Annotated in this window: 9 protein-coding genes; 3 read left to right on the top strand and 6 right to left on the bottom strand. The window is 58.4% G+C overall.

The genetic code is table 11. The features are described from left to right. Positions 1-9: 9 nt before the first annotated feature. From ACVOLZ_RS00085 to ACVOLZ_RS00060, 6 genes are all read right to left on the bottom strand, one after another. On the bottom strand, positions 10-1,077 hold the full coding sequence (locus ACVOLZ_RS00085) for an OmpA family protein (protein ID WP_481514586.1): 1,068 nt from the start codon (positions 1,075-1,077) through the stop codon (positions 10-12). Continuing rightward, positions 1,028-1,936: an OmpA family protein gene (locus tag ACVOLZ_RS00080; RefSeq protein WP_481514585.1), complete on the bottom strand. Its 909-nt coding sequence runs from the start codon at positions 1,934-1,936 to the stop codon at positions 1,028-1,030. Before ACVOLZ_RS00080 ends, ACVOLZ_RS00085 begins: the two co-directional genes overlap by 50 nt. 314 nt (positions 1,937-2,250) lie before the next feature. Next, the gene (locus ACVOLZ_RS00075; RefSeq protein ID WP_481514584.1) at positions 2,251-3,951 is read right to left on the bottom strand and encodes a TolC family protein; all 1,701 of its coding nucleotides are present in this window, start codon (positions 3,949-3,951) and stop codon (positions 2,251-2,253) included. A gap of 725 nt (positions 3,952-4,676) precedes the next feature. Further along, the gene (locus ACVOLZ_RS00070) at positions 4,677-9,470 is read right to left on the bottom strand and encodes an Ig-like domain-containing protein (RefSeq protein ID WP_481514583.1); all 4,794 of its coding nucleotides are present in this window, start codon (positions 9,468-9,470) and stop codon (positions 4,677-4,679) included. 548 nt (positions 9,471-10,018) lie between these two features. Beyond that, positions 10,019-15,799 carry an Ig-like domain-containing protein gene (locus tag ACVOLZ_RS00065; protein ID WP_481514582.1) on the bottom strand — a complete coding sequence of 1,927 codons (5,781 nt, stop codon included), beginning with the start codon at positions 15,797-15,799 and terminating at the stop codon, positions 10,019-10,021. Positions 15,800-16,875: 1,076 nt separating this feature from the next. Continuing rightward, complete coding sequence (locus ACVOLZ_RS00060; protein ID WP_481514581.1) at positions 16,876-21,711, bottom strand: Ig-like domain-containing protein; 4,836 nt, start codon at positions 21,709-21,711, stop codon at positions 16,876-16,878. On the opposite strand from ACVOLZ_RS00060, the gene ACVOLZ_RS00055 reads away from it, so the two are divergent. From ACVOLZ_RS00055 to ACVOLZ_RS00045, 3 genes are all read left to right on the top strand, one after another. After that, the gene (locus tag ACVOLZ_RS00055; protein WP_481514580.1) at positions 21,691-22,038 is read left to right on the top strand and encodes a hypothetical protein; all 348 of its coding nucleotides are present in this window, start codon (positions 21,691-21,693) and stop codon (positions 22,036-22,038) included. The two genes, ACVOLZ_RS00060 and ACVOLZ_RS00055, sit on opposite strands and share 21 nt — an antisense overlap. Before the next feature lie 591 nt (positions 22,039-22,629). Next, the gene (locus ACVOLZ_RS00050; protein ID WP_481514579.1) at positions 22,630-25,011 is read left to right on the top strand and encodes a type I secretion system permease/ATPase; all 2,382 of its coding nucleotides are present in this window, start codon (positions 22,630-22,632) and stop codon (positions 25,009-25,011) included. After that, positions 25,011-26,252, top strand: a complete 1,242-nt coding sequence (locus ACVOLZ_RS00045) for an HlyD family type I secretion periplasmic adaptor subunit (RefSeq protein ID WP_481514578.1) — start codon at positions 25,011-25,013, stop codon at positions 26,250-26,252. The genes ACVOLZ_RS00050 and ACVOLZ_RS00045 overlap by 1 nt, the downstream gene beginning before the upstream one ends. The last annotated feature ends 249 nt before the right edge of the window (positions 26,253-26,501 follow it).

Here is a 26,501-nt window from a genome sequence, read left to right as displayed (position 1 = left end):
TTCCTTTATTCAAGGCGCCGCTGCCTGGCGCACTTCCACGCGCAGCACAATCCTGCGATTTGGCGCATAGCAGACACGCTGCTGCTCAGCACTACCGTAGCAACCGTGCTTCACCAGCGCACGGCTACCCGCGCTGGTTGAATCCGCCATCGACTGCGGAACACCGTGGCTGATCAACGCACTGCGAACGATGTCAGCCCAACGCTGGCCCAGCAGCTGATTGTCGGCCGAGGAACCCATCGGATCGGTATGTCCCTCCACTTCCACACGAATTATCTGCGCGCCTTCATGCTGCAGGTCTGCAAGCAGCGATTGAATGTGGTCGCTGCCAGACGCACTTATTCCGTTCAGGCCATTGAGCATCGAATCAGCTGAAAGAACGTACTCACGGAGAACCGACATTGGTGCATCCAGATAGCCGTAGTGACGGCAATGCTCAGCCATGGAGGCGCGCGACAGCAGATGGGTCTGCTGCCACTTTCCAATCAGTTCTGTGGAAGCTATTGCCCTGGGTACCGGCAACGGGTGATTGCCGCCCTTCTCGCGAACCTTGAGGTAGTAGGTCGCACCGCCTTTCAACGTCGCTGCGTACAACTCTTCATTCTTTCCTGCATAGATTGGAGCGTCATCAAGGTAGGAACCCAACATGTGTCGACCAGGCACCAAACAAAAGGCGGTATAGCTGCCTGGGTTCAGCGCGGTGATGAACTCCCCGTCCAGATAGACATTCGCGACTGCGGCGCCGTTGGCATCTACGGAGCGATAGTAAACAACCTGAGCCTGGTCTTGCCCTACTGCCCCCACCTCTGAGTAAAGCCGGTCAGATGTGCGATCACGTTTCGCCGCTGCGGGACCTGCCGCAAGTACCACACTTGCGGCAGTGAGCAGGACCAGCACGGCCATACCTTTCATACGATCAACTACCATCCGAACATCACTCCGTAGTGCCCGCTCACGCCAACTGATGCGACGCGGCATATAGTCAATATTGAGCGGCAACTCAACGCCGCCGTTCAGTACCAGCGCCCTACTCGCGATGCGCGTATGCCTGAATGACGACGCGGCGGTTCGGCGCATTGCAGACAATCAAACGCGCACGATCACCCCGACAGTTGTCGACTAACAGCTCGCGATAACCTTTGGAATGAACTGATATATCGCCTACGAACAAACCGCTCTCAGCCAGCATTTTCTGCACGGTCTGCGCGCGTATCATCCCCAACGTCTCATTGGCTTCCTCGCTACCGATTGGATCGGTGTGGCCCACCACATCGATCCGATCAATCCCCACACCGTCCTTCTTCAGCTGATTTGCAATTGCGGCCACGGCGCCACGGCCATCGGCGCGGACATCGGCGTAGCCGGCCTTTCCGAACGCAAACAACACATCGCCGGACAGGGTGTATTCCTGACGCTTCACTGTCACCGCATAGTTGCAATCCATCACAGCAGACGCGCGCGACAGGACGTGAACCTGACGCCGGCTGCCAGCAAGTTCATGCTCCGCGTCCGAACGCGTGACCGCCGTCGGCAACAACGCACCGTCCTCGTCTACCTTCAGGAAGTAGGTCATACCGCCTACCAGCGTTGTTCGCGGCTGCGCCTTCTTGCCTTCATAGTGCGGCGCATCGTCCAGTACAGCATTCAGGCCGTGTGCACCCGGGGTGATACAGAACACAGTAAATGCGCCTGGCAGGAGGCTGGTATGAAACTCGTTGTCGATATATACGTTGGTTGCGGTGGCCTGCTCGCCAGCTGCTCCAGCATGGTAGTAGATCACCTGGCTTTGATTGGCTGCCACTGCTGGTACCGACTGGTAGTAATCGCCAAAAGCAGACGCGGGGATTTCCGCATGCGCAGCTGCAGATACAAGAAAGCAAGCCGTCGCCCCAGCAACGGCCGATACAGCTCGTTTCATCGTTCCATTCAAAGACATACCATATTCCTCACTATCGATTTTCCGGCCCGCCACTCTGCGGAAAGGCGAACGATTCGCTTCTCCGGTGAAGGGGCTACCATTTCCAAACTCACTGTTAAAACCGGCAGTTCAGTGGCGAACGTCGAAATTCTCCGACGAGCCATGAGCGGCCGCCTCGTTGCTACCAGTATGTTTGTCGCTAGAGACTCCATACATAGGGAAAGTCTCAAAATTCAGCTCGCCGTAGCATGAGACGCGAGGTAACGGCAAACAGTCCCACGTTGGCATCCCAAGTTGCCATTCACCTACACATTGCGTACCAAACCAGGCACTTACCTGTCAGCGCCAAGCCAGCTCAGCAGCGTCCCTGCGCTTGCGTACTGCCTGACTATTGCTTGGTATCCATCAAATCGGCTCGAAACTTCACCAATCTGGTTGTTGTAGTGTTCGCTTTCCGAAGACAGGACATCGAGCAACGTACGCCGTCCGAGGTGATACCACTGCTCGTAGAACGCTGCTCGAATCTTGTCCGATTCCAAAGACAGCCCACGATAGAGATCGGCGCGATCGGCCAGCGAACGAGCATCCTGGTTTGTCGCGCGAATACGGTATTCCAGATCCTGTACCTGTTGCTCGGCAGCCATCCAACCTGCCTGTGCGCGCTGCCGCGCTGCTTGTTCCGATGCGCGGCCTGATCCACCGCGGAACGCGGACCAGGACAGCGTCACACCGGTCTGCCATGCAGACTCGCGCCCGTAGATGTCATCGCCGGTATTTTTGCTCACCACCCAGTTGACCTGCGGCAGAAGTGCTGACCGCACCGCATCGGCCTGCATATCTGACGAGCGTGCTGAAGCTCTGGCCTGCAACACGGTCGGATGATGCAGCGATGCGGCCAGCAGCCAAGTCATTTCAGGCAGTCGAATATCCCAGTACTGCGAACTCGGCAGGCTTGGCAGTGCACGGTCACCTACCATCCTGCGCAGGTTGATTTCGATGTCACGCGATTTGGAATCTGCTGCGCTACGCGATGCTTCGGCTTGCAGCAATCGTGCCCTGGCCTGGGTAAGCTCACTCACTCGGCCGGGGTCGACAGCAGCGATACCTTCAAGCATTTTTACCAGCTCCGCCATGCGGTCAACATAGCGCTGACTGGTTGCCACAACGATGCGCTGCTTGGCGAGCTCAACCAGATTTGAGGTTACATCGTATGCCGAAGACTCCAACTGCGCCTGCACCGCTGAATCCGCGGCGTCAGCAAGGTAGATGCGACTTTCGATGGTCTTGCGAACCCGCCCCCAGTCGAACAGTGTGGTGGTTATACCCAAGCTCAGTGACGGATCGCCGGTACCCGAGGCGGCGTTGGGGCCCAACTCACGGGAAATCCCGCGAGCGCTGATATCCAACTGCGGATAGCGCTGACCTCTTGCTTCAGAGATATCAGCCCTGGAGGCAGCATGTTGCGCAAACGCGCCGGCTACCGCCGGGCTGCGCGCCCTTGCAGCATCAACCATGCTCAGGAACATGCTGCGCAGCTCAGCCTCGGGTACCTCGCCCTTCCTTGCACCTGGCGCACCCTGCGCGACGGCGCCAGGCGCGGGCAGCAAGGCACTCAATAGTACGATCGGCGCAACCAATGCCTCAGCCGCAGGAGTAGCCTCGCTGGCAACATCCGGCATATCTACCAGTAGGAGTGGAAGGCGCTCGAACACAAGTACATCGTCCAACAGCCCATCGGACACTGGAATCGCGAGGCTTTCGCGAACCGACCGCACTACAACGGAAGGTGAATTGGCCTTCGACGCTCCGGCACCGATCTCGCCCAACTGCGAAGCAAAACGTCGCGCATCGGCAGCAACGTCACTTGCACGGCTAGCGGGGGCGACCTGCTCGAATTGAAGAAGCTCATCCTCACCCCTTGCGCTCACACTCATCGCCGCCATGCAGGCCAAAGCGATGACTGCCCAGGTAGCAACGGGCCTCTGTGCTGCGCCCCTCCTACCGGAAGCCAAGCGCTTATCGAAACTGCTCATCCACTACCTCAAAAGTATTCGTATCCAGACCAAGGAAGGTCGTGTGCGCGGGGAATAGCTGCCGTGGCTGGTATATGTACGCCGAACGCGCAACGCTGCTCCAATCGCAATTTCCCACTCCGGCCGCTAACCAACGTTTGCGTCAATACCGCGTCGCCTAAGAAGCTGCCAAACGCGTTGCAGCTTCGTGATGGGAAACACAGGAAGCCGCTCCTCACGGATACGCGGAACACATCCATGGGGCTTAAGATTTATGAACGCATCCCCATAAACTCCGAAGTCGCACTTGCAACCCGTCAACAACATTACTGAATTCACTGGCATGTGACTTTCGCGCTTACATTCCACATTCTTTTTGCATCCAGAATCGACTCAAGCGCAGCGCGTCTTACGAACTTGCCAGAACATAGCTTCATGGCGAAAGAACCCATTGATCAGCAAGACGACTGCAATCTTCCAATCCACGCATGGGCACATGGAAGATGCCTGAATGGCAGGGAACACAGTGATGGCAGTACCGAAATCATCCGCAGTATTTATCTCCGAGCGTTACCACTTGCTGGATCCAACCAGTAAAAGAGTGGCTCAATACGAACCTCAAAACGAGATACCGAGCAGCCACAATTCACTGGTAGGGACTCCCTTTCGTGATGCGCGAGAGTGTCTGACGAACGCATTGGAAGGACCCGGAGCGCCTTTCTAGCACCCTCCGGGCCCTTCTTCCGTCAAACGACCATATGCTGTTCGTGCAAGTAGGCCATCTCACTTGCGACTACGTGGGACCAGTCGCTATCGATCGCCTGATTGCTGCTGACCATCCAGCTTTCCTGCGCAACTGCTTCGATGGAGGACTGCTGGTGGACAGCCTGCACTGGATAGATCGCTGTATCGCGCGGCACAGTGCCCTGGCTGAAGAATTCAATCCCCGCTTCGACCAGCAGATCCTGCGCGGGACCTAGCACCGCAGCACTGCCATCGTTGGGCGCGGACCTGATCGCCATCGCAACAACAACCACCCACTGTTCCGAGGCGTCGCTTACGTTGCCCGCCACATCGAAGGATTGGAATGCAAAGCGATGCTCGCCATACGCCAGGCGTTCAGCGGTGTACGTCCATCCGCCATACTCATCGACTGTTGCGAAGCCCACTTCCTCGCCACCGTTGAAAACGATGATGGTTGAATTCGGCTCCGCCCTGCCAACAAAGGTTGGAGTCCGGTCATCGGTGGTCTGCCCGTTTTCAAGGTCACCCATCCATGCACCAGCGTTGTCCTTTACTGCATCGATGATCGGGCGATCGGGAGCGACGGTATCGACGCGAACAGCATAGGTGTTGCTGACCGCACTCTCAGCACCACCTGAACTCACAGCGATTGCAGAGAACCCGTGCAATCCTTCCGACAGCGCGATTTCCGGAGTGAAGCTCCAACGTCCGTTGTCACCTACCACGATGCTCCCGAGCACAGTTTCGCCGGATCTGATCTCAATCAGCTCTCCCGCCTTCCCGGTTCCGTTGATGGTCGGATTCGCATCATCCGTAGTGCCACCATTCTGCAGAATGCCGGTGTACTCACCCACGTCATCCCTGATGTTGGTGATCTTCGGCACCGTCGGAAGCGACGTATCGACGAAAAATCCAAAGGTATCGGAGGACGCACTCAGGTTGCCAGCCGCGTCCAGCGCTGCAACGCTCAGCACGTGGGCGCCATCGGCCAAGGCTACGGACAACGCAAGTGTCCAATTGCCATCAGCATTTGCCACAGCACGGCCCAGTTCGGTCCCGCCGTCCATGATGATCACGGTGCAGCCCGGCTCTGCCTTGCCACTGATGGCCGGATGGGCATCGTCTGTAATTCCACCTGCAGCAATACTACCTGTGCGGGCACCCTGATCGTCATATACCAGGTCGATCACCGGCGTGTCCGGCGCCATCGTGTCGATCACGATGAGGAACCTGTCCGAGGGCTCGCTGACGTTACCCGCCTTGTCTTCGGACTTGACGGTGAACTCGTGCGCACCATTGAGCAGCGGCGGATTCGGTGTGTAGTTCCAATCGCCATCTTTGCTGGCGATGACGCTACCGAGCAGACTGCCCTGGTCGTAGATGTGCACCGTGCTACCCGCCTCGGCCTTGCCGGAGAGGTTCGGCGTGGTGTCGTCCGTACTCTGGCCGTGGTGCAGTGGGCCCTGGAGTACACCTACATCGTCACGTACCTGCTCGATCGTCGGCTTCATAGGCGCAGTCAGGTCGATGCTGAAATCGAAGACTTCGCTCTTGGCGCTCTCGCCATTGGTCACCGTGGTCACGGTTGCTGACAGGCTATGCGGGCCTTCGCTCAAACCAGCGATAGGGGTGAAGCTCCACTTGCCATCGCTGCCAGCCAGAACCTGTCCCAGCAGGGTGCTGCCTTCGTAGATCTTCACGGTACCGCCAGCGGTGGCGACGCCGTGCAGCGTCGGTGTGGCGTCATCGGTGACACCGCTAGTGCCGATCTCTCCCCTGATTGGTCCGGCATCGTCGGTGGCACCATCGATGCTGACGACTATGGAGTTTGTGTTGACTTCGAAACCGATCGCCGGCGATCTGGGACCAACATTGCCGGCCTTGTCCACCACTTCGTAGCTCAAGCTGTGCTGCCCATCAACAAGCACCGTGGAAGGCGTGAAACTCCAGTCGCCACTTGCGTTGGTTAGCACACGCCCTATTACCACCCCTCCGTCATAGATGACTACGGTCGCGTTGGCCTCGGCCTTGCCCACAAATGTCGGCGTGTTGTCGTCGGTAACCGTTCCGTTGCTGATCTGGCCGGTGATCTGGCCGAAGTCATCCCACAGCGTTGCATCCGCCGCAACCGGCTGCACCGGCGGCGTTGTATCCACAATGATCGGGTACGGTCCGGTGGGATCACTGATGTTCCCCACGACGCTGGTGGCCTTCGCAGTGATGTTGCGCAGCCCGTCGACCAGGTCAGCCGTTGGCGTATAGCTCCATTCGCCGTTTGCGGCAACAAGGGTACTGCCCGCCAACTCGCCGTCAATGTAAATCGATACCTTCGCACCTGCTTGCGCAGTACCGTTTATTGTCGGGCGGGCGTCGTCGGTGACGTCGTTCTTCTGCAACACACCGGTTAACGAACCGACATCATCAACCACCGAGGTGATTGCCGGCGCAGCGGGCCGCTCCGGGCTTCCCAGCGCCAGGTCGAAGGTGTTGGATCGCTCACTGGCATTGCCGGCGGCATCGACCGCTTCGGCAGTCAGCTTGTGCTGGCCCAGCCCCATCGGCAAGAACGGTTCAAACGACCACTTGCCTTCGGCGTCGGCCATGACATGCCCGATCTCCAGACCATGATCCCTGATGACCACTTTGGCAAAAGCCTCGGCGCTGCCGCTGATTGTTGGCTTGGAATCGTCAGTCCAGTCACCCGAGTTGAGAGGTCCCGTCTGGCTGCCCTGATCGTCGTACACCAGTGAGATCACCGGCGGTGCTGGTGGGACCGTGTCGATGGTGATGGCAAATCCATCCGACTGCGCGCTGGTGCTGCCTGCATTGTCCTGCGCGGTAACACTGAACAGATAGCCACCGTCCAACAGCGGTGGACTCGGAGTGAAACTCCATTTTCCTGCAGCATCGGCGATGGTACTGCCCAGTAGATTGCCGCTGTCATAGACACGGATGGTGGTGCCGGCCTCAGCCTTGCCGGACAATGTCGGCGTGGTGTCGTCCGTGCTCTGCCCTTGGCTCAGCGCACTCTGCAACGCGCCCCTGTCGTCATACACCTGTTCGATCGTCGGCTTGTCCGGTGCAGTGGTGTCGACAGCGAAGTCAAACGTCGCACTGCGATCGCTCTCACCCTTCGCCTCGGTAGTCACGGTGGCGGCAAGGCTGTGGGCACCTTCGCTCAAACCAACGGCTGGGGTGAACTCCCACTTTCCGTCCACACCAGCAATTGCCTGACCCAGCAGTACCGTGCCTTCATAGATCTTGACAGTGCCACCGGCAGTGGCCGTACCAAACAAGCGCGGCTGCGTGTCATCGGTCACCCCGCCACTCATGAAGGTCCCCTTCACAACGCCGACATCGTCCTCGGCAGCGTATATTTCGACCAGTTCAGGACGTGTATCGATCAGGAACTCAGTCGTTGAGGACTTCTCGCTGGTATTGCCGGCACGATCAACCACGACATAGTCAAGGATATGCAAGCCATCCTCAAATCCCGCACTGGGGGTATAGCTCCACTTGCCATCATCAGCAACCGGGGCACGGCCAACTTCCACGCCTTTGTCGTAGATGATCACGGTCGCGTTCGGTTCCGCGCTGCCATCAATTACTGGCCGATTGTCATCGGTGATGCTGCCATTGCCTATCTGCCCCTGGATACGCCCCTCATCATCCTTCATGCCGAGGATGACGGGAGTATCCGGTGCAATTTTGTCGACAAAAATTACGTATGGGGCGGACACGTCGCTGAAATCGTCGACCCCATATTCATACATCACGGAGATCACGTGGCGGCCGTCGGCCATTGGCAGACGCGGCACGAATGACCACGCCCCATCTGCACCGGCTACGGCAATACCGATAAGTTCCGCACCCTTGTAGACATGGACCAACACACCGCTTTCGGCCTTGCCGACGATCCTCGGGCTGCCGTCATCGGTAAACCCGCCATTCGGGATATTTCCTTGAACCGCGCCCTTTGCGTCCAGAATGCTGTCAATGGCGGCTTCCCGCGATCGGCCAGAAGCGATAGCCGCACCCTCGTCCCGCGTTTCTGCAACATCGCTGCTACTACCTGCGGATGTATCTTCGCCTCGACGCCCATCACCAACCACAAAGACGTCCATTGACGTGTCGTCGTTGCTCTGCGCCGCATCATGCGCGAATTTGATATCCGCCAGGGGATTGGCTTCTAGTACCTCTGCTGCAGCTATTCCGGCTGCGATATCGACCGGCGCAACGCCAGCAGGCTCCACTACCGGAACCACGGATGCTGCGACCATCGACTGCACTGACTCAAACCCAGCAACAGACGACAGCGCAGATTCATCTGCCGCGAACAATGAGGAGCTCAGCACGGCAGTACCCGGAGTCGACGCCAGTTGCAGCAACGACCCACTTGCATCTGCCGCCGCGGACACTTCCGTGGCTTCACCGGCAACCACCGTGTAGGGCTGGTACTTCCCGTCGGTGCACAAGCCGAACAACTGCGCATGATTGACAAAGAAATCTTCGATGATCAACACATCCCGTACGGAACCGTCCGACTCTTCGGCCAGCAGCAGGTTCTTCCCCGAGCGCTTGATGATCATGCCGTCGGCCGCACCTCGGCCATCGGCGGCAGCCAGAACATAGCGGCCGCCAGCTACGGCCTGGATACCAGGTGCAATACTCGCGTCCGCCCCTTGCAGAACAAGGGTCTGCGCAACGTAACCGCCATTCAGCACAGATAAGAAAGCAGCCATTTTATAATCCACCTTTGTAGTTGATTTGTTTAGCGAAACTGCGTCTGAGTACATTTCAAAGCACGTAGATTCGATCGGGCATCTAATGATTTCTTGCATACGTCCCCGCACGCCCAAAGCCGTGCCAGGTGCTTGCCACCTGGAAACACGCGCATCCACCCCGGTTCTCTAGCGTTTTAATGAGGCCGCGCGATGCAGGGCGCGGAGGGCATAAATCGAATCACATTATGTTTTCCGAACAGTGCGCAACATGTAGGGGAACCCTATAGTTCATGCGGCGAGAACTCCCATTGCGACAGAGTTGGTGTCGGCACGAGAAGAAACTGCAAACGGACGCACTGAATCGCACATCGCAGATGAGCGCATCTGCATCCAACCGTGACGTAGCGAAGCGGGGAACTTGGCGTTGGATACAATCTTGAACCCAGGCAATAGAGCGCGGCTTTCGGGTATCAACCTAACCGAATACGCCCCCCACTCCGAGAGTGGCAAGCTTCAGCAGCCATGAGCACGAGCCCCGTGTATCCATTCTCCCCGACCTTTCAACCCAGCTAGCCGAGGAGCCCGAATAGGGCTCCTCGAAACCCTGATCAATCATTCAATCACTGATCCAGCACATTGGCGTCTTCAATCAAACTGCGGGCCAAGCGGTCGGCCCCACCGTGCATATCACCTGCATTTGCTGTCCAGCTGTCCTGCTGGGTTTCCTGATCGGATAGGCCCAATGCAGCAATCGACCAGACTTCTGCGGCGTCAGCACTGCTGGCTCCTGCAATGAACATATCCGCCCCGCCATCCACCAGCAGCTCGTTCACGGAAAGCAAAGCTTCCGCACTGCCGCCGTTGCCCGTCGAACGGCCTGCTGCCGCAACCACCACAGTCCAGGCCTCCGATGTATCACTCAGGTTTCCCGCAACATCGAAAGCAACGAAGGTGAAACGGTGCTCGCCATATGCGAGTGGCTCAGCTGCGTACTTCCAGCTTCCATTCTCATCAACCGACGCGAAGCCCACTTCCTCACCATGATTGAAGACGATGATGGTCGAGCTTGCCTCCGCCTTGCCAGAGAACGTAGGTGTCCGGTCGTCGGTGGTCTGGCCGTTCTCAAGATTTCCGGTCCACACGCCGGCATTGTCATGAACGGTTTCGATGATGGGCGCGTCAGGAGACACCGTATCAACCCGAATCTGATAGCTGTTGCTGCTTTCACTTTCAGCACCACCTGCGCTCACCGCGACAGCTGTAAACACCCGCACACCATCTGCCACTGGCGTTGTGGGAGTGAAGCTCCAACGGTTGTTGTCAGCAACCACTACGGTGCCAAGCACACTCCCATCCATGCGTATCTCGATGGTTTCCCCGGCTTTTCCATTGCCACTGATCGTTGGCATGGAGTCATCGGTTGTTCCACCATTGAGCAGGATGCCCGTGTATTCACCAACGTCGTCGCGTATGTTGGTGATTTTTGGCGTGGTGGGAATCGCGTCATCTACTGAGAATATGAACACATTGGAAGACGAGCTGCTGTTGCCCGCTGCGTCAATGGCTTCAGCACTCAACCTGTGTTCCCCAGCTGCCAGTGCTTCAGCCGGCTCGAAAACCCACTTGCCGTCTGCATCGGCAACCACACGACCGATCTCTGTTCCACGATCCTTGATGACAACAATGCTGTTCGCTTCGGCCTTTCCGCTGACGGTCGGAATGGCGTCATCAGTCGTCTCGCCCTGGCCCAGGTTGCCGGTCTTGGAGCCCATGTCGTCATACACCGCCTCGATGACCGGCGCATCCGGTGGGAGCGTGTCGACAATAATCCCAAACACAGGCGACGCGTCGCTCTCGTTGCCGGCCTTGTCCTGCGCCGTTACGGCGAATTCATGCGCGCCATTGAGCAACGGCGGACTCGGGGTAAAACTCCAGTCACCATTGGGATCGGCCACAACGCTGCCCAACAGACCGCCCTTGTCGTAGATGTTTACCGTGGTTCCCGCATCGGCCTTGCCCGACAAAGTCGGCGTAGCGTCATCCGTATGCTGCCCTTGGCCCAACGCGCCCTGCGAGACACCGACATCGTCGTTGATCTCTTCAATCACCGGGAGGCTCGGCGGGGTCAGGTCAACGGTCAACTCAAACGAACCAACGCGCTCGCTCTCACCGTTCGCAACGGTCGTAACCGTCGCTGTCAGACTGTGCGCACCTTCACTCAGCGGCACGACCGGAGTGATGCTCCACCCGCCCCCGGCATCGACCACAGCCTCACCGAGCAGCACGCTGCCTTCGTAGACCTTGACCGTACCGCCAATGGTGCCCTTGCCATGCAGGGTTGGGGTGACGTCGTCAGTGACGCCGTTCTTGCCGATTTCGCCGGTAACACTGCCGGCATTGTCGATTGCACCATCGATACTGACTTTCACGCCGGTCGTGTCGACCACGAACTTGATCGGATCGGACTCACGACTCACATTGCCGGCCTGATCCACCACTTCGTAGCTGAGACTATGGTTGCCATCGCCCAGACCCGGTGAGGGAGTGAAGCTCCAGTCGCCATTGGCATCGCTGGAAACCCGGCCAATCTCCTTGCCGTTGTCATAGATGATCACCGCCCCATTTGGCTCACCTTTGCCCTCAAAGGTCGGGGTGGCGTCATCGGTCACGGTCCCATTGACGATCGGGCCAGTTACGCTGCCTGCGTCATCAAGCAATACCGCATCGTCCATGCCCGGCTTGTCTGCGGGCTTGGTGTCTACGTTGATTGGATACTTTCCAGTCTCCGGACTGGCATTGCCCACGCCATTGGTAGCCTTGGCGGTGATGCTGTGCAGGCCGTCAGGAAGGTCGATGGAGGGGGTGTAGCTCCACTCGCCGTTCGCTGCAACCTCGGCGGTTCCAGACAGCACGCCGTCAATGTAGACCGACACAGTCGTTCCAGCCTGGGCGGTACCGTTGATGGTTGGACGCGCGTCATCGGTAACAGCATTCTTCTGGATGTTTCCGATGATGCTTCCGACGTCGTCAACCACCGAAGTGATCGCAGGTACCGCAGGGGGCACATCGGTGACCACCTCCAGCTCAAAGCGATCGGACGGCGACGAGGTATTGCCTGCTTTGTCCAGCGCCTCAACGGTAAACTCATGCTTACCTATGGACAACGGTCTGGCCGGCTCAAAGCTCCACCTGCCATCGCTGCCCACCGGCGCACGTCCTATCTCCACGCGCCCGTCCTTGATGATGACCGTGGTGTTGGCCTCAGCGCTGCCGCTGAACAAAGGCTTGCTGTCATCGGTAGCGGCACCGGATGACAGGTTGCCGGTCACAGCACCCTGGTCGTCATACACGGACAGGATCAGCGGCTTGTCGGGGACAACGGTGTCGACGTTGATGCTGAAAACTTCCGACGGCTCGCTCGCATTTCCCGCCTTGTCCACGGCGACTACATCGAACGCATGCGTACCGTTGCTCAGCGGAGTGGTCGGGGTGAAGCTCCAGTTGCCATTTCCATCAGCTACTGCAATTCCCAGCAGGCTACCGTTGCCATGGATGCGCACTGTGCTGCCCGGCTCAGCCTTACCAGCGAGCGTCGGGGTGGTGTCGTCGGTATCCTGGCCATTGACAAGCTTGCCTTGGATGCTTCCCACGTCATCGCTGATGCTGTCGATGCTTGGTTTGTTCGGCGCGCTCAGATCGATAACGAAATCAAACGGGCCAACGTGTGCACTCTCACCATCGACGTCGGTGGTGATCGTTGCGGTCAAACTGTGCGGGCCTTCATTCATTGGAACTGACGGGGTCAGGCTCCACCGCCCATCAGCGCCGACCACAGCCTCACCCAGCAATGCGCCGCCTTCGTAAACCTTGACCGTGCCACCAATGCCGCCCTTTCCGTGCAGGGTCGGGCTGGTGTCGTCGGTCACGCCGTTCTCGGCAATTTCGCCGGTTACTTCGCCGGCATTGTCAGTTGCACCGTCAATACTGACCAGCACGCCTTCGGTGTTGACAACGAAAGTGATCGCATCCGACTCCGGGCTTATGTTGCCTGCTTGATCCACCACTTTATAGCTGAAGCTGTAGTCGCCATCGTCGAGCGCAGGCGCTGGAGTGAAGGCCCAGTCACCATTGATGTCACTCGACACTTCCCCGATCCGCTCACCGTCGTTGTAGATGATCACTCTGCCATTCGGCTCGCCCCTGCCTTTGAAGGTCGGGGTAGTGTCATCGGTCACCATACCATTGGTGATCTCACCGACGACTGCACCCTCGTCGTCCAGTAGCAGCGCGTCACCGATGCCTGGCTTGTCCGGGGCCTTGGTATCCACGTTGATCGGATACTTTCCGGTCTCCGGACTGATGTTGCCTAGGGCATTGGTAGCCATAGCGGTAATGTTGTGCGGGCCATCAGCGAGATTGTCTGCAGGTGTGTAACTCCACTCGCCGTTGGCCGCGACCATGACCGTGCCGGACAATACACCGTCGACATAGACCGACACCGTCACGCCTGCCTGCGCGGTACCGTTGATGGTTGGCCGTGCATCATCGGTAACGCCGTTCTTCTGGATGTGACCGGTAATACTACCGACGTCATCGATCAACGAAGTGATCGCCGGGGCTGCAGGTGCCCCCGGGTTTACCAGCACCAGGTCGAAGCGATCCGAAGGCGCGCTGGACGTGCCAGCCTCGTTCATAGCTACAGCAGTCAATTTGTACGTACCCTGCGCCAATGGCAGCGACGGCTCGAACGTCCACCGGCCGTCGATACCCACCGGCGTACGACCAATCTCGACGCCGTCGTTCCTGATGATGACGGTAGTGTTTGGCTCAGCGCTACCCTTGATGGTCGGCTTGGCATCATCCGTTACGTCACCCGAGCTGAGCGAGCCGGTCTGGTCGCCGTGATCGTCGTATACCGTCTCGATGACCGGCCTGTTCGGTAGCTGACTGTCTACGTTGACTACGTACTCATCCGACGGCTCGGAACTGTTGCCGGCTGGGTCAGTGATCACAACTTCAAAGACGTGCTCACCTTCGCCCAGTGCCTCTTCTGGAGTAAAGGTCCAGGTACCGTTGTCGCCCACCTGCACTTCGCCAATGATCCCGCCATTGTCGATGATGGTGACGGTGTCGCCGGCGTCGCCCTTGCCCGACAGGGTTGGCTGGGTATCGTCGGTAACACCACCGTTGCCGACAGGACCGGTGACAGCGCCTTGATCGTCAACAATGCTCTCGATACCCGGCTTGGCTGGTGGTGTGGTGTCAACGATCACAATGTACTCATCCGACGACTCGGAGCTGTTGCCAGCCGGATCAGTAACGACAATCTCGAAAGCATGCTCGCCTTCGCTCAGCGGCGCGTCCGGGGTGAAGGTCCAGGTGCCGTCTTCGCCAACCGCCACTTCACCAATGACGTTGCCCTTGTCGATGATGGTGACGGTATCACCTGCGTCGCCCTTGCCCGACAGCGTTGGCTGTTGGTCGTCGGTAACGCCACCATTCTCCACCGGGCCGGTGACAGGCCCCTGATCATCAATGACGCTCTCCACCCCCGGCTTGGCCGGTGCGGTGGTGTCGATGATGATCACGATCTCTTCGGAAGGATCCGAGCTGTTACCTGACGGATCTTTGACCACGATCTCCAGCAAATGTTCGCCATCGCCCAGATCTGCATCCGGGGTGAAGGTCCAGTTGCCATCGCCATCAACGATGACTTCGCCAATGACCTTGCCGTTATCAATCACGACGACCGTGTCACCAGGCTCCTGGCCCGAGCCCCCCAGCGTAGGACGGTTATCGTCCGTCACATCACCTGGATTGATGCTGCCCTTCAGTGGACCCTTGTCATCGACTATCGAACCAATGCCCTTGTTCTCTGGCGCGGCGGTGTCTTTTGGCTTGCTGCCTCCCTCATTGTGGTGCTCGACTATCGCACCGCCAGCCAGCCCAGCAACCCCGGCCAACACCCACGGCAACAAGCCAGCGCCTGCGAAGACCAAGCCGTCGCCGAAGCCAGCAAGCTGTGGGGAGCCCAACGCCAACGGCGAAGACATACCCTCCATCAGGAATGCGGCTGCACTGTCGGTGTCGCCATCGGCGGCGATGTACTCGTGGTACAGACCATCCTCACCCAGGCCAACCAGTTGACTGTCAGAGTCAACGAAGTTCTCGATGATCAGCTCCGGCTGATCCGGGTCGGAGCCCTCAAGTGCTACATGCAGATTTTCACCTACACGCTTGACGGTAATATTCTCCGGGCCCACACCAGCGTCGTTCTCTGCGAGCAGGTACTTTCCACCTTTGACCGCCTTGACGCGAACAGACTTGCCACCCTTGGCTTCGGCCAGCGACTTATTCAGAACAATGGCTTTATCGTTGACTACGGAAACACTGACGTTCATCGCTGAATCACCTGAATGATCATGACTTGATTGGCGGAGCCGTTATTACAGGCGCCATATACTTTGAATCGACCACCCTGGATCAGATTCATCAATGGCAAGATTATTATCCTCGCAGTTCCGCCATTAAATAGGACAGGTCTCAAACCGGCTCGACGCATGCAAAAATACACAGATAAATAAACGTCAACTTTCAAATATGAAACACGAATAATCGACAGCAAAGCTTATGAATTACGCCAATCACAGCGGACGCAACTTGCGCAAAGATCGTTCAGAACCATCACAGGCGAGCACTGAAATCGCACCCCGTCGGCACCTACACTTCTAGCAAATTCAAATATTTAAATCCCCCTACCAACAGCAACACCTGAGCGCGCTCGAACCCTCACCGGAATATGGCGATAGCTATTATTGATATCCCAGCTAGCTCACATATTCTTGGCCGCGACCCGGCGCAACCGCAGCAGCGCCCGACATCACTAGTCTCATATTTGATACCCACACAAAAAAAGTAGTTACCCCAGCTCAGACCACACATCCCATAAGGAGCGAGATACCCTGCACTTTACCAGGGAGCTCAAAGCATCGACGGTTTCATATTTGATAACTACAACGACATTCCGTATTCCCCCAAACCTGATTGGCACGACATTCCCGCCAGAAACCCTGGGTAGGTCGTGCAGCGACCGTTCGGCTCGTAGCCAGGGCAAGCGCAGTCACCCGGGACTGTTCTCGGATATTTTGAAAGTCAGCAAGATCTTCGCTCCCGGTTGCACTACGGCTTGCCACGGCCACAGCGAAGCATCCTGCTGATCAGGACAATCGATGCAGGCACTATTGGCTGTAGAAAGCGATCCGGTCACCGTCACTTCCATATGGATCCACTGCACGGGCAACGCCTATCCCTTCCTTGCCCTGCCTGACGGGAGGCTAGCCAACAATGCTGGCAACTGGGTGGTCGAACTCGTGTGTTGTTGCCGCCAACGACTCCCCGTACCGCCTCAGCGGGCAATGCAGCCCGCCTGGACAGCGCAGCAGAAGGCAACGGCGATTGGCGCCGCTGCCTTGTTCCATCAATAAGCTTCCAGTCTATAGTCCTGCGTATCCAGCCCGAAGCCATGCGCATGATTGAGGTCAACAGCGTTCAACATGCTGTCACCTCTGCCATGCGCCAGGGTTGGCCAAGGGAAGAACTCATCGTCGGCTGACGCCAGGACTTCCGATAGCGCACCTAGCGCGGGTTCAACCGAGAATTCGGCAACCCCCACCATCACGGAGTTCGTCACCGCCACGTTCACACCTTGCTGGACCAGCAATTCCGCTGCCAAGGAGGAGTGCTGAAAGGAATCGTAGGTCACTCCTTCGATCACCACAGCGGTCTTCTTCACCCAGTCGCCGTGATCGATATTTCCGGTGAGCAGATCGCCAAGATTGACCCTGTCACCCGCATTGCCCTTGACCATCATCTGGACGCGAGCCGCGTCGCCAGCATGAAAGATATTCGTGCCGCCATTGCGCAGCACGTCCGACAGATTCAGCGTCAGCGTATTGTTTCCGGTACCCGTGAGATCAATGACTTCCATCGAACTGATCTTGCTACCCGCTGCGGTCAGGTCCAGCACATGATTGGCACCAACGATCTTCAGCGTGTCGGTTCCCCCGCCACCGTGAATGGCTGCGGCAGCCTGTCCAAAGTAGGTGTGTGCGTACTGCGAGATCGAAACAACGTCATTCGCCGCAGAACCATGGAATGTCTCCGCAAGTACATCGATCAGGTTTTGGTCACGCTTGTCCTCCGCATGCGTCACCACGTATTGACTGAATGAATCCAAGGTCACGCTCGAGCTCATTGCGGTTACTGTGAACGATCCGATGTCCATCAGGCCGCTCTTGGTCCAAGTGAAGCTTGCCGTATGTCGCGCTGTGCCATCACCAAAGACGGTCTGCTGGTGAAGGAGATTTCCGCTCACGTCGAACACACGAATCTGCGCGCCCAGTGCATTTTCGGCACCACTCAGACGCAGCGCTATCTGGTCCGCCGGCTTGTTCAGTGTGAACGTTGCGTTTGCCTGCAGGGGATCGCTCAAGGTCAAACCTGCCAGACTATTGGTCGTAGCAACGGTCTTGGCCAAGCTACCAGTTGTCGTCACGATGAAGCCGTTTCCGGTGTAAACATGATCCACCGGCGCAAGCTGCAGCGCGTCGCTCAGCAGAGCCCGGGCATACGTTCCAACGACGCTGTACGGCGCCGACAGTGCGCCGATGGAACCATCCTGGCCGATGATCTGCGCGGTTACCGAGAAATTGTAGTTGTAGCTCGCCGTTGAGTGCGTAACCGACGCTGGCACATTGAGAATGACGAAGCCATTGCTGATGTTCAGCGTGGTCAGCACCTGGTCGTAGGTACTGGTTCCCCACTGGATATGCACATTGTCGCCAGCCTTGGCGCCGGTGGCAGCAAGCGACACTGTCATCTCAGAACCGTCCTGTGCCAAGGCGGACGTGTAGATGTTTGCTGCCTCTGGAATACTGGAGATGACTGGCGCTGCCGAAGGTTCGGCCAGCGTCACTTCCTGTGCCAGCACCTGGGTGCCATGTGTAACGCCATCGCTTACGCGTACCTGCATGCTCCAGCTGCTTGAATGGGCCGACATATCGATGAAGGTCCAGTGTTTGCCGTGCGTCACGGCGTCCGACCAGGTGTTTCCGCCATCCACTGACACCTGTACTTTCAGTCCGTTTGCCAGATGCTGCGACAGCGTTCCCGAGATCTCCCGCCCAGCGCTGCCGTCGGCCGTCAAAAAATCGCCCTGCAGGCCAGTGTCCTTGCCGAGCATGTCGATCTTCAGCAGGTTTCTGGTATCGGGCGGCTGCAGAACGATGTGCAAGTTGGCTGACTGGGAAACACCATGGGTGTCCAGTGCCAAATAGCCGAAGGTTTCTTCTTTTGCGCTTTCGCCGTAGTACGGCTGAACGAACTTCGACTTGTACGTGTAGTCGCCTGCCTGGTGAGCGGCGGACGCGTGCATATAGACCTGCAGCGTGCCGCTCTCCGTCGTGACGCTGAGCAGGCCGGTCGCTGGATCGTAGATTCCTTTCACATTGGCGGCGACATTTGTCATGACCAACGAGTTATTCGCCGCAATGCGGAACAAGCCTCCGTCGAAGGTGATCTGGTTCAGGTACTCATTGCCGTCACGGATCAATTTGACATCATTGTCCAAGAGGTTCCCAGAGACGCCATCGCCGATCACGGCACCTAGCAGGACATCCGGCAGCATTTCTGGCGAGGGTAGCTCGATGGCTTTCCCTCCGGTAGCCAACCAATGCAACGAGTATTCGTAGCCCTTATAGAAGGGCGTCACGCTGATCGGCGTGGATAAGATGGGTGTATCCAGAACTTCGTTGCCCGTTGGATTGAGCAGCATCGCCTGCCACTTGTCCGCTGTCGTCTGTGACAGACTGTTCACTCCATCCCCGAGGATGAACACCTGGCTCGGGCCACTATTGGCTAGATGCCCGGCTTTGATGCTGTTCGCTGCCGCCTGAATCGTCTGCTCGTAGCCCAGGTCACCATTGGCAGACAGCGAGTTGACTGCCGCAACGTACCTCGCGTAATCAGCATCTGCCTCGCTGCTGAAGGTGTACTTCATCGGCGCGTTGCTGGTCATGGTCAACAATGTCAACGTGACAGCCTGCGCCCCGGATGCCCCGAGGCACTCAGCCGCCAAAAGCTTCAGCGTCGTCTGAACCGACCGTATTGGCGCCCCCGCCATACTTCCCGAAGTGTCGATCACGATGGTCGCATTGAACTTCATCGCTCCCGCAGCGCCCAGCTCTCGCGGACGATCGTCACCATTCTGCGCAACGATGAAGTCGAATTGGTCCGATGGCGTGCTGATGTTGCCTGCTATGCCCATCGATTCTGCAGTGAGCCGGTGCGTACCCTCTGCCAGATCTAGCTGCGGCGTGAACATCCACAGGCCCTCTGCATCGGCCAACACGCGGCCGATCTCGATGCCGTGATCCTTGAGGATGACAGTACTGCCAGCTTCCGCCGTGCCGCTGATGTCTGGACGGTAGTCATCGGTTTCCTCGCCAATCGCCAGGTTGCCGGTCTTGCTACCGGCATCATCGTAGACGCGATCGATGGTCGGCGTTGCACCCGGAGCGGAAGCAATAACGATCTCAAACACTTCCGAGAACCCGCTCTGATTGCCAGCCGCGTCTTCGGCAGCCACCCTGAACCCATACTGGCCATCAGCAAGCCCCGTGTCCGGCGTGTAGGTCCATTTCCCGGTGGCATCAGCGAGCACGCTACCCAGCAGATTGCTGCGATCATAGATGTGTACTTTGCTACCGGCTTCGGCGGTGCCCAGCAGGGTCGGCTTGTTGTCATCGGTGATCGCGCCATTCTGCAACACGCCCTGCAGCAGGCCCACGTCGTCCAGCACCTGCTCGATGCTGGGCTTCTCAGGCGGGGTCACGTCCACGGTCAGTTTGAACGGCTTGCTAGGCTCGCTTTCACCCTTTGCAACCAAGGTCACCGTCGCGTGGAAGCTGTGCCTGCCTTCGTTCAGTGCAACAGCCGGCGTGAACTGCCAGGTTCCATCGACATCGGCGATTGACTGCCCTAGCAGCACGCTACCTTCGTAGATTTTGACAACGCCGCCGGCCGTGGCTGTTCCAAACAACGTTGGTGTACTGTCATCGGTTACGCCACCACTGAATACCTCGTCAATCACGCTACCTGCGTCATCCTCTGCGTAGTAGATGTTGATCTTCTCAGGACGCGCATCCACAACGAACTCGGACACTGCGGTGCGCTCACTGCCATTGCCGGCGCGGTCCACTGCGGCGTAGCTCAGAATGTGCAGCCCATCTGCCAATCCGGGCTCTGGCGTAAAGCTCCAGCTTCCGTCGGCACCGACCAGCGTGCGCCCAATCTCCTTGCCCTTGTCATAGACAATCACTGTGGCGTGAGCTTCGGCCGTACCATCGATGGTGGGACGATCATCGTCAGTGACCATGCCATCGGCGATGGCACCGGTGATCCGCCCCTGATCGTCCTGCATACCGGTAATGGTGGGTGCATCGGGAACAACTCGATCCACGACGATCACATACGGAACGGAGAAGTTGCTGACCTCGCCATCTGGGTATTCGTGGACGATGCTGAATGCATGGCGGCCATCGGAGAGTGGCAGCTTCGGCGTGAACGACCATTCGCCGTTTGCTCCGGCAGTGACCTGACCAATAAGCTCCACACCACGATAGATGTGTACCAGTACGCCGGTTTCGGCCTTGCCCACAATCTTTGGCCTGCCGTCATCCGTATGGCCACCACTTTCTACTACCCCCTGGATCGCTCCCTGACCATCCACAATGGCGTCGATGACAGGCGTATCGTCGACGGAGCGCTCCGCGGCGGCCAGGCCCATCAGTGGGCTCGGGTTCGCCAGCAACCCCTTGGATGGAACCTGCTCGGCATGTTCATCGTGCTTTTCGCCTGGAATGGAAGTCATGAGCCCTGGCGTGCCCTGGGCACCCACGTCATCAACTGCGGGCGACGGACCGACGGCTGCGACAGGCTCACGAAATGAAGCTGCAGCCATTTCATTCCCTGCTTCAGGATCGCGCGCAATTGGTGAAGGCTTGGGGTTGCTGCTGTTGCCGCTGCTTCCTGCGTTCCCCAAGGCAAAATCACCGACCGCTGCAACCACATCCGACAACACGCCGGTGAACGCGGAAACTCCACCTGCGACGTGCTCGAGGTCGGCCGATTGCAGCGTGGAGCTCACAGCGAGCAGCGAAATTTTGGAAGATGCACCGTCCCTCATCCCAGCGACAGTGGCAAAACCATTCTCGGTAGCTACCTGATAGTCCCAGTGCTCGCCATTGACACCCACGCCCAACAACCGGCACGCAAGGTCATAGAAATTCTCAACCACCACGGACGCAGGCGCTGCGCCGTCCATGGTCTGGCGCAGAACCAGGCTCGCGCCGACGCGCTTGGCACTGATGTCTCCCGCGCTGATACCACCTTCGACTTCCTCCAGCAGGTAGTGCCCCCCTCCACCGCACTGATGTGCGCAGTAGTGCCACTCTCTGCAGCTGCAAGCCGCTGCGAGCTGATCAAAGAGGCACCGTCAATCACCGATATCATCGCCGTCATTTTCATTCATCCGGTTTTTTTCGTATGTAAAAATTCACGAAGCCACGCTGGATACTGGTAACCAGTCCTGCGACCCGTGCATTTGCCTGCTGAATTGCTCGACCATCGGTTTCAATACAGAAACAAAAGCTAAACTGGCGTTCGATTCAAACTCGATCGACCTTTTGATTGCGCCTTGAAAGCAGCGGCGGAAAGCCGCCCAACGCTGCAACGAAAGTTGGCGCCCTCCGCAACGACAATAGGCTTGAGGATCAAGCACCCATATAGGGATAGTCCTGAAGATGGGAATCAGGACAGCGCGTCCAATGGCGCAGCTGCGGCCGCGATGCTGCCCGCCAACGTGCAGCCAACTTTTTGCACATCTCACTCTTCATGCAATTCCTACAAGCCGCGATCTGATTTTCCATGGACGAAGGCTGCAGCCGCGAGTAGAAACCGAGCACAGCACCGCGGCCATTTCTGCCACTGACGTCGACGCAGAAAACCGGACGCGCGGTAAGTACCAAACAAAGACTGAGCAATTGGGATCAATCCTATTCGCCAATACTCCGATCGACCCCAGACTTCTGCTCCTCCTCGGGAGCAGTTGGCATTCTGTACTCCCGGATTAGAAATCCACCTGCCTTTGCAGGCGGCTCCATCTGGATCTGCCATGACCATTCAAAGCGCACCGGCTGACGAAGCTGTAGCGATGACAAACGACCAGACCAGCATCGAGGACACATTGCTGCAAAGCGTTTCCTGGATGTGTGATCACTACGACATGAGCCGCAGCCCAGCCGCACTGGTTGCTGGCTTGCCGTGGAACGGCGCGCTGTCTCCTTCACTGGCATTGCAGGCACTTAGCAATGCCGGCCTTACCGGCGGCGTGGTGAAACGCGTTCTGGCACAGCTGCCCGCACAGGTAATGCCGATCATTCTGCTGCGCAAGCAGCAAGGCGGCTGCGTATTACTGGAACGCAGGGAAATCCGCGATGAGGAGAACAAGCGGCAGCACCGATACACGGTCATTCTGCCTGATGTGTCCTTAGAACCCGTTGATATGTCGCACGACGATCTTGATGCGATTTATTCCGGTCACGCCATTCTGGTCAAGCCCCGCGCCCATGTGGACAATCGTGCCGGCGACGCACTGCCCGAGGCCAAGGGCCACTGGCTGTTCAGCACCTTGTGGCGCTACCGTCGCTATTACCGCAGCGCGGCCATCGCCGCGGTGCTTGCCAATGTATTGGCGCTGGCAAGCATCTTCTTCACCATGAACGTCTACGACCGGGTGGTGCCCAACCAGGCGTTTGTCACGCTATGGTCACTGGGAATCGGCGTGATCATCGCCATGGTATTTGAAGCCATCATCCGCTTTGTGCGCGCCCACCTGTTGGATGCGGCTGCCAAGAAGGCCGATCTGGTGCTCGGCGCCATGCTGTTCCGCCAGGCGCTGTCGGTGAAGATGGAGCACAAGCCTGCATCGTCGGGCAGCTTCGCCAATCAGTTGCGGGAGTTCGAGTCGGTGCGCGACTTCGCCACCTCGGCGACGCTGGCGGCGATCTCCGACCTGCCCTTCGTGCTGATGTTCGTCGGCGTGATTTTTGCCATTGGCGGCCCACTGGGCTGGATCCCACTGATGATCCTGCCGCTGATCATCATCATTTCAATATGCATCCAGTGGCCGCTGGCAAGGGTCATGAAAGAAAACCTGCGCGAGTCGTCGCTCAAGCAAGGCGTGCTGATCGAATCCATTGAAGGCATGGAGACGCTCAAGTCCACTGGCGGCACCGCCAACATGCAGCGCCGCTGGCAGCACTTCAGTGCCCTGCAATCGGCGACCTCGATGAAATCGCGGCGCCTGTCCAGCATCGCCACTGGTACTGTCACCCTGCTGCAGCAACTGCAGACGGTGGTACTGGTCATCACCGGCGTCTATCTGATCACCGCAGGTACGCTCAGCATGGGTGCGTTGATTGGCACCGTGATGCTGGCTGGCCGCGCTACCGCTCCGCTGGGCCAGGTGATTGGCCTTGCAGTGCGCTTCCAGCAGGCCAAGGCCGCACTGGAATCGTTGAACAAGCTGATGGAAATGCCGCAGGACCGCGATCCGGCCCAGGACTATCTACCGGTGCCAAAGCTGAGCGGACAGATCGCACTGAAGAAAATCGGCTTTTCCTACCCCGCCCCGCCAATGCAGCCCAACCCGCCGGTGCTGAGCGATATCAATCTATCCATCGCCCCGGGTGAGCGCGTCGCCATCCTCGGCCGCATTGGCAGTGGCAAGTCGACCATACTGCGGGTGATGTCGCGCCTGTACTCGCCGACCGAAGGGCAGATGTTCACCGACGGTCTGGATGTCAACCAGATTGATCCGGCCGATTGGCGCAAGGCGGTTGGCTTCGTCAACCAGGAGGCACGCCTGTTCCATGGCACCTTGCGCGAAAACGTGATGCTGGGATGCCCGAATGCCAGCATTGAAGAGTTCGTGCGCGTACTGCGGCTCACTGGTCTGGACCAGTTTGCCGCCTCGCACCCGCGTGGCGTCAACCTGCCCATCGGCGAGAACGGCGACGGCGTGTCGGGCGGCCAACGTCAGCTGATCTCGCTTGCCCGCACCCTGCTCGCCCGTCCGCGCCTGCTGCTGATGGATGAGCCCACCAGCGCCATGGACGCACAGACCGAAGCCCAGTTCCTTGAGCATCTGCATCGCGCAACCAAGGGTCAGACGCTGGTGGTGGTTACCCATCGCCCTTCACTGCTCAATCTGGTGGAGCGGGTGATCGTGATGGACAACGGCCGCGTAGTCGCCGACGGCCCCAAGGCCAATGTGCTCACCGCATTGGGGGCAAATTCCAACGGCGAGGCGCGCGCGCACGCCGTCACAGCAACAACCGCCACCGCACCACCAAGTCCTGCAGCAGTCTCGGCTGCGGCAGTTGCAGTCGCGCCTGCACACGCAACTGCAAGCAACGCTGCGCCTGCACCAGGCATCCTGCCCGCGCCAGCGCGTGTGCGTCGTGGCAAACCGCAGCAACAGGAGGTGCAGTGATGTTCCCGCGGAAGAAAGCCAAGGAACAAACTTCATCGATCAGCACTGCTGATGCAGCTTTCATGGACGACGTCTCCGAATCACTGCTCGCCCAAACCACACCGGGCTCGCGCATCGTCACCTATATGGTGTTGCTGGTCATGCTGGTCGGCATCACCTGGGCACATTTCGCCCGCGTTGAGGAAATTACCAAGGGCGAAGCCAAGATCGTCTCAAAGAGCCGCGAGCAGATCATCCAGAGTCTGGAAGGCGGCATCCTCGCAGAGATGTCAGCACAAGAAGGCGACGTGGTCGAGCGTGGCCAGGTGCTGCTGAAGATCGACCCCACCCGTGCCAACGCCAGCTACCGCGAGGCCCTGAGCAAGGTCATCTCGCTCAAGGCCACCATCGCCCGTCTGCGCGCCGAGGCCTATGGCGAAGCACTGGTATTCGATGCGCAAGTGCGGGAGTTCGAAGACGAGGTCGCCAGCGAGACCCGCGCGTTCAACGCCCGCCGTCGCGCCTTGGAAGAAGGCGTCGCCTCGCTTGAGCAGAGCTATGCATTGTCGATGCGCGAAATCAACCTCGCCCAGCCGCTGGCGGCCAAAGGATTGCTGTCTGACGTGGAACTGCTGCGCATGCGTCGGCAGGCCAACGATATCCGTTCGCAGATCGTCGAGCGCCGCAACCGCTACCGCTCGGACGCCAACTCCGAGTTGGTAAAGCTGGAGATGGAACTTTCACAGACCAGCGAGAACCTGGTCGGCCGCGCCGACGTGGTTGAACGCACCACCATCACCGCGCCGGTGCGCGGCACGGTGAAGAACGTGCGGGTCAACACCGTTGGCGGCGTGATTCAACCCGGCGAGCACATTCTGGAAATAGTTCCACTGGAAGACCAACTGTTGGTGGAAGGCAAGATCCGCCCATCCGATGTCGCCTTCCTGCGGCCCGGCTTGCCGGCAACGGTGAAGATCACCGCCTATGACTACGGCATCTACGGTGGTCTGAACGGTACCGTCGAGCTGATCAGTCCAGACACTTTGAAAGACGAAGAGAAGGGCGCAGCCGGACGTCCGGACAGCACCTACTACCGCGTAACCGTACTTACCGACAAGAGCGTACTGGAAGCTGGCGGGAAGGAGCTGCCGATCATCCCCGGCATGATCGCCTCGGTTGAAATCCGTACCGGCGAGAAGACCGTGCTGGAGTATCTGCTCAAGCCGGTGTTGAAGACCCGCGAGGCATTTCGCGAGCGGTAGTCGTCGCAGGCAGATACCCGCTTGCGTGGTCCCGGCAAGCACAGTGCGACTGGGGCTCCCCAGGTACTTTCCGCCAAGAACGGTACCTCCTGGTCGCGCTGTGCTTCCCAGGGCCACGCAAGGTATTTACGTTTGTAGGAGCGGCGTAAGCCGCGAAACTGGGATCAACGAAAAGCTGCACGTTCCGCAATCTGAGAATGCTGGAGCTTCGCGGCTTACGTCGCTCCCACAAAAGCACAAGCAGCCCGG

Source organism: Stenotrophomonas sp. STEN020 (assembly GCF_056760195.1).
Note: the sequence above shows the minus strand (reverse complement) of the source record. Positions and strands in the feature narration are given on the sequence as shown.

Bases quoted from the DNA above. Each gene is read 5' to 3' on its own strand.
- ACVOLZ_RS00075 (WP_481514584.1), bottom strand. From the start codon at position 3,951: ATGAGCAGTTTCGATAAGCGCTTGGCTTCCGGTAGGAGGGGCGCAGCA.
- ACVOLZ_RS00050 (WP_481514579.1), top strand. From the start codon at position 22,630: ATGACCATTCAAAGCGCACCGGCTGACGAAGCTGTAGCGATGACAAAC.
- ACVOLZ_RS00045 (WP_481514578.1), top strand. From the start codon at position 25,011: ATGTTCCCGCGGAAGAAAGCCAAGGAACAAACTTCATCGATCAGCACT.
- ACVOLZ_RS00085 (WP_481514586.1), bottom strand. From the start codon at position 1,077: ATGCGCCGAACCGCCGCGTCGTCATTCAGGCATACGCGCATCGCGAGT.
- ACVOLZ_RS00070 (WP_481514583.1), bottom strand. From the start codon at position 9,470: ATGTACTCAGACGCAGTTTCGCTAAACAAATCAACTACAAAGGTGGAT.
- ACVOLZ_RS00080 (WP_481514585.1), bottom strand. From the start codon at position 1,936: ATGTCTTTGAATGGAACGATGAAACGAGCTGTATCGGCCGTTGCTGGG.
- ACVOLZ_RS00065 (WP_481514582.1), bottom strand. From the start codon at position 15,799: ATGAACGTCAGTGTTTCCGTAGTCAACGATAAAGCCATTGTTCTGAAT.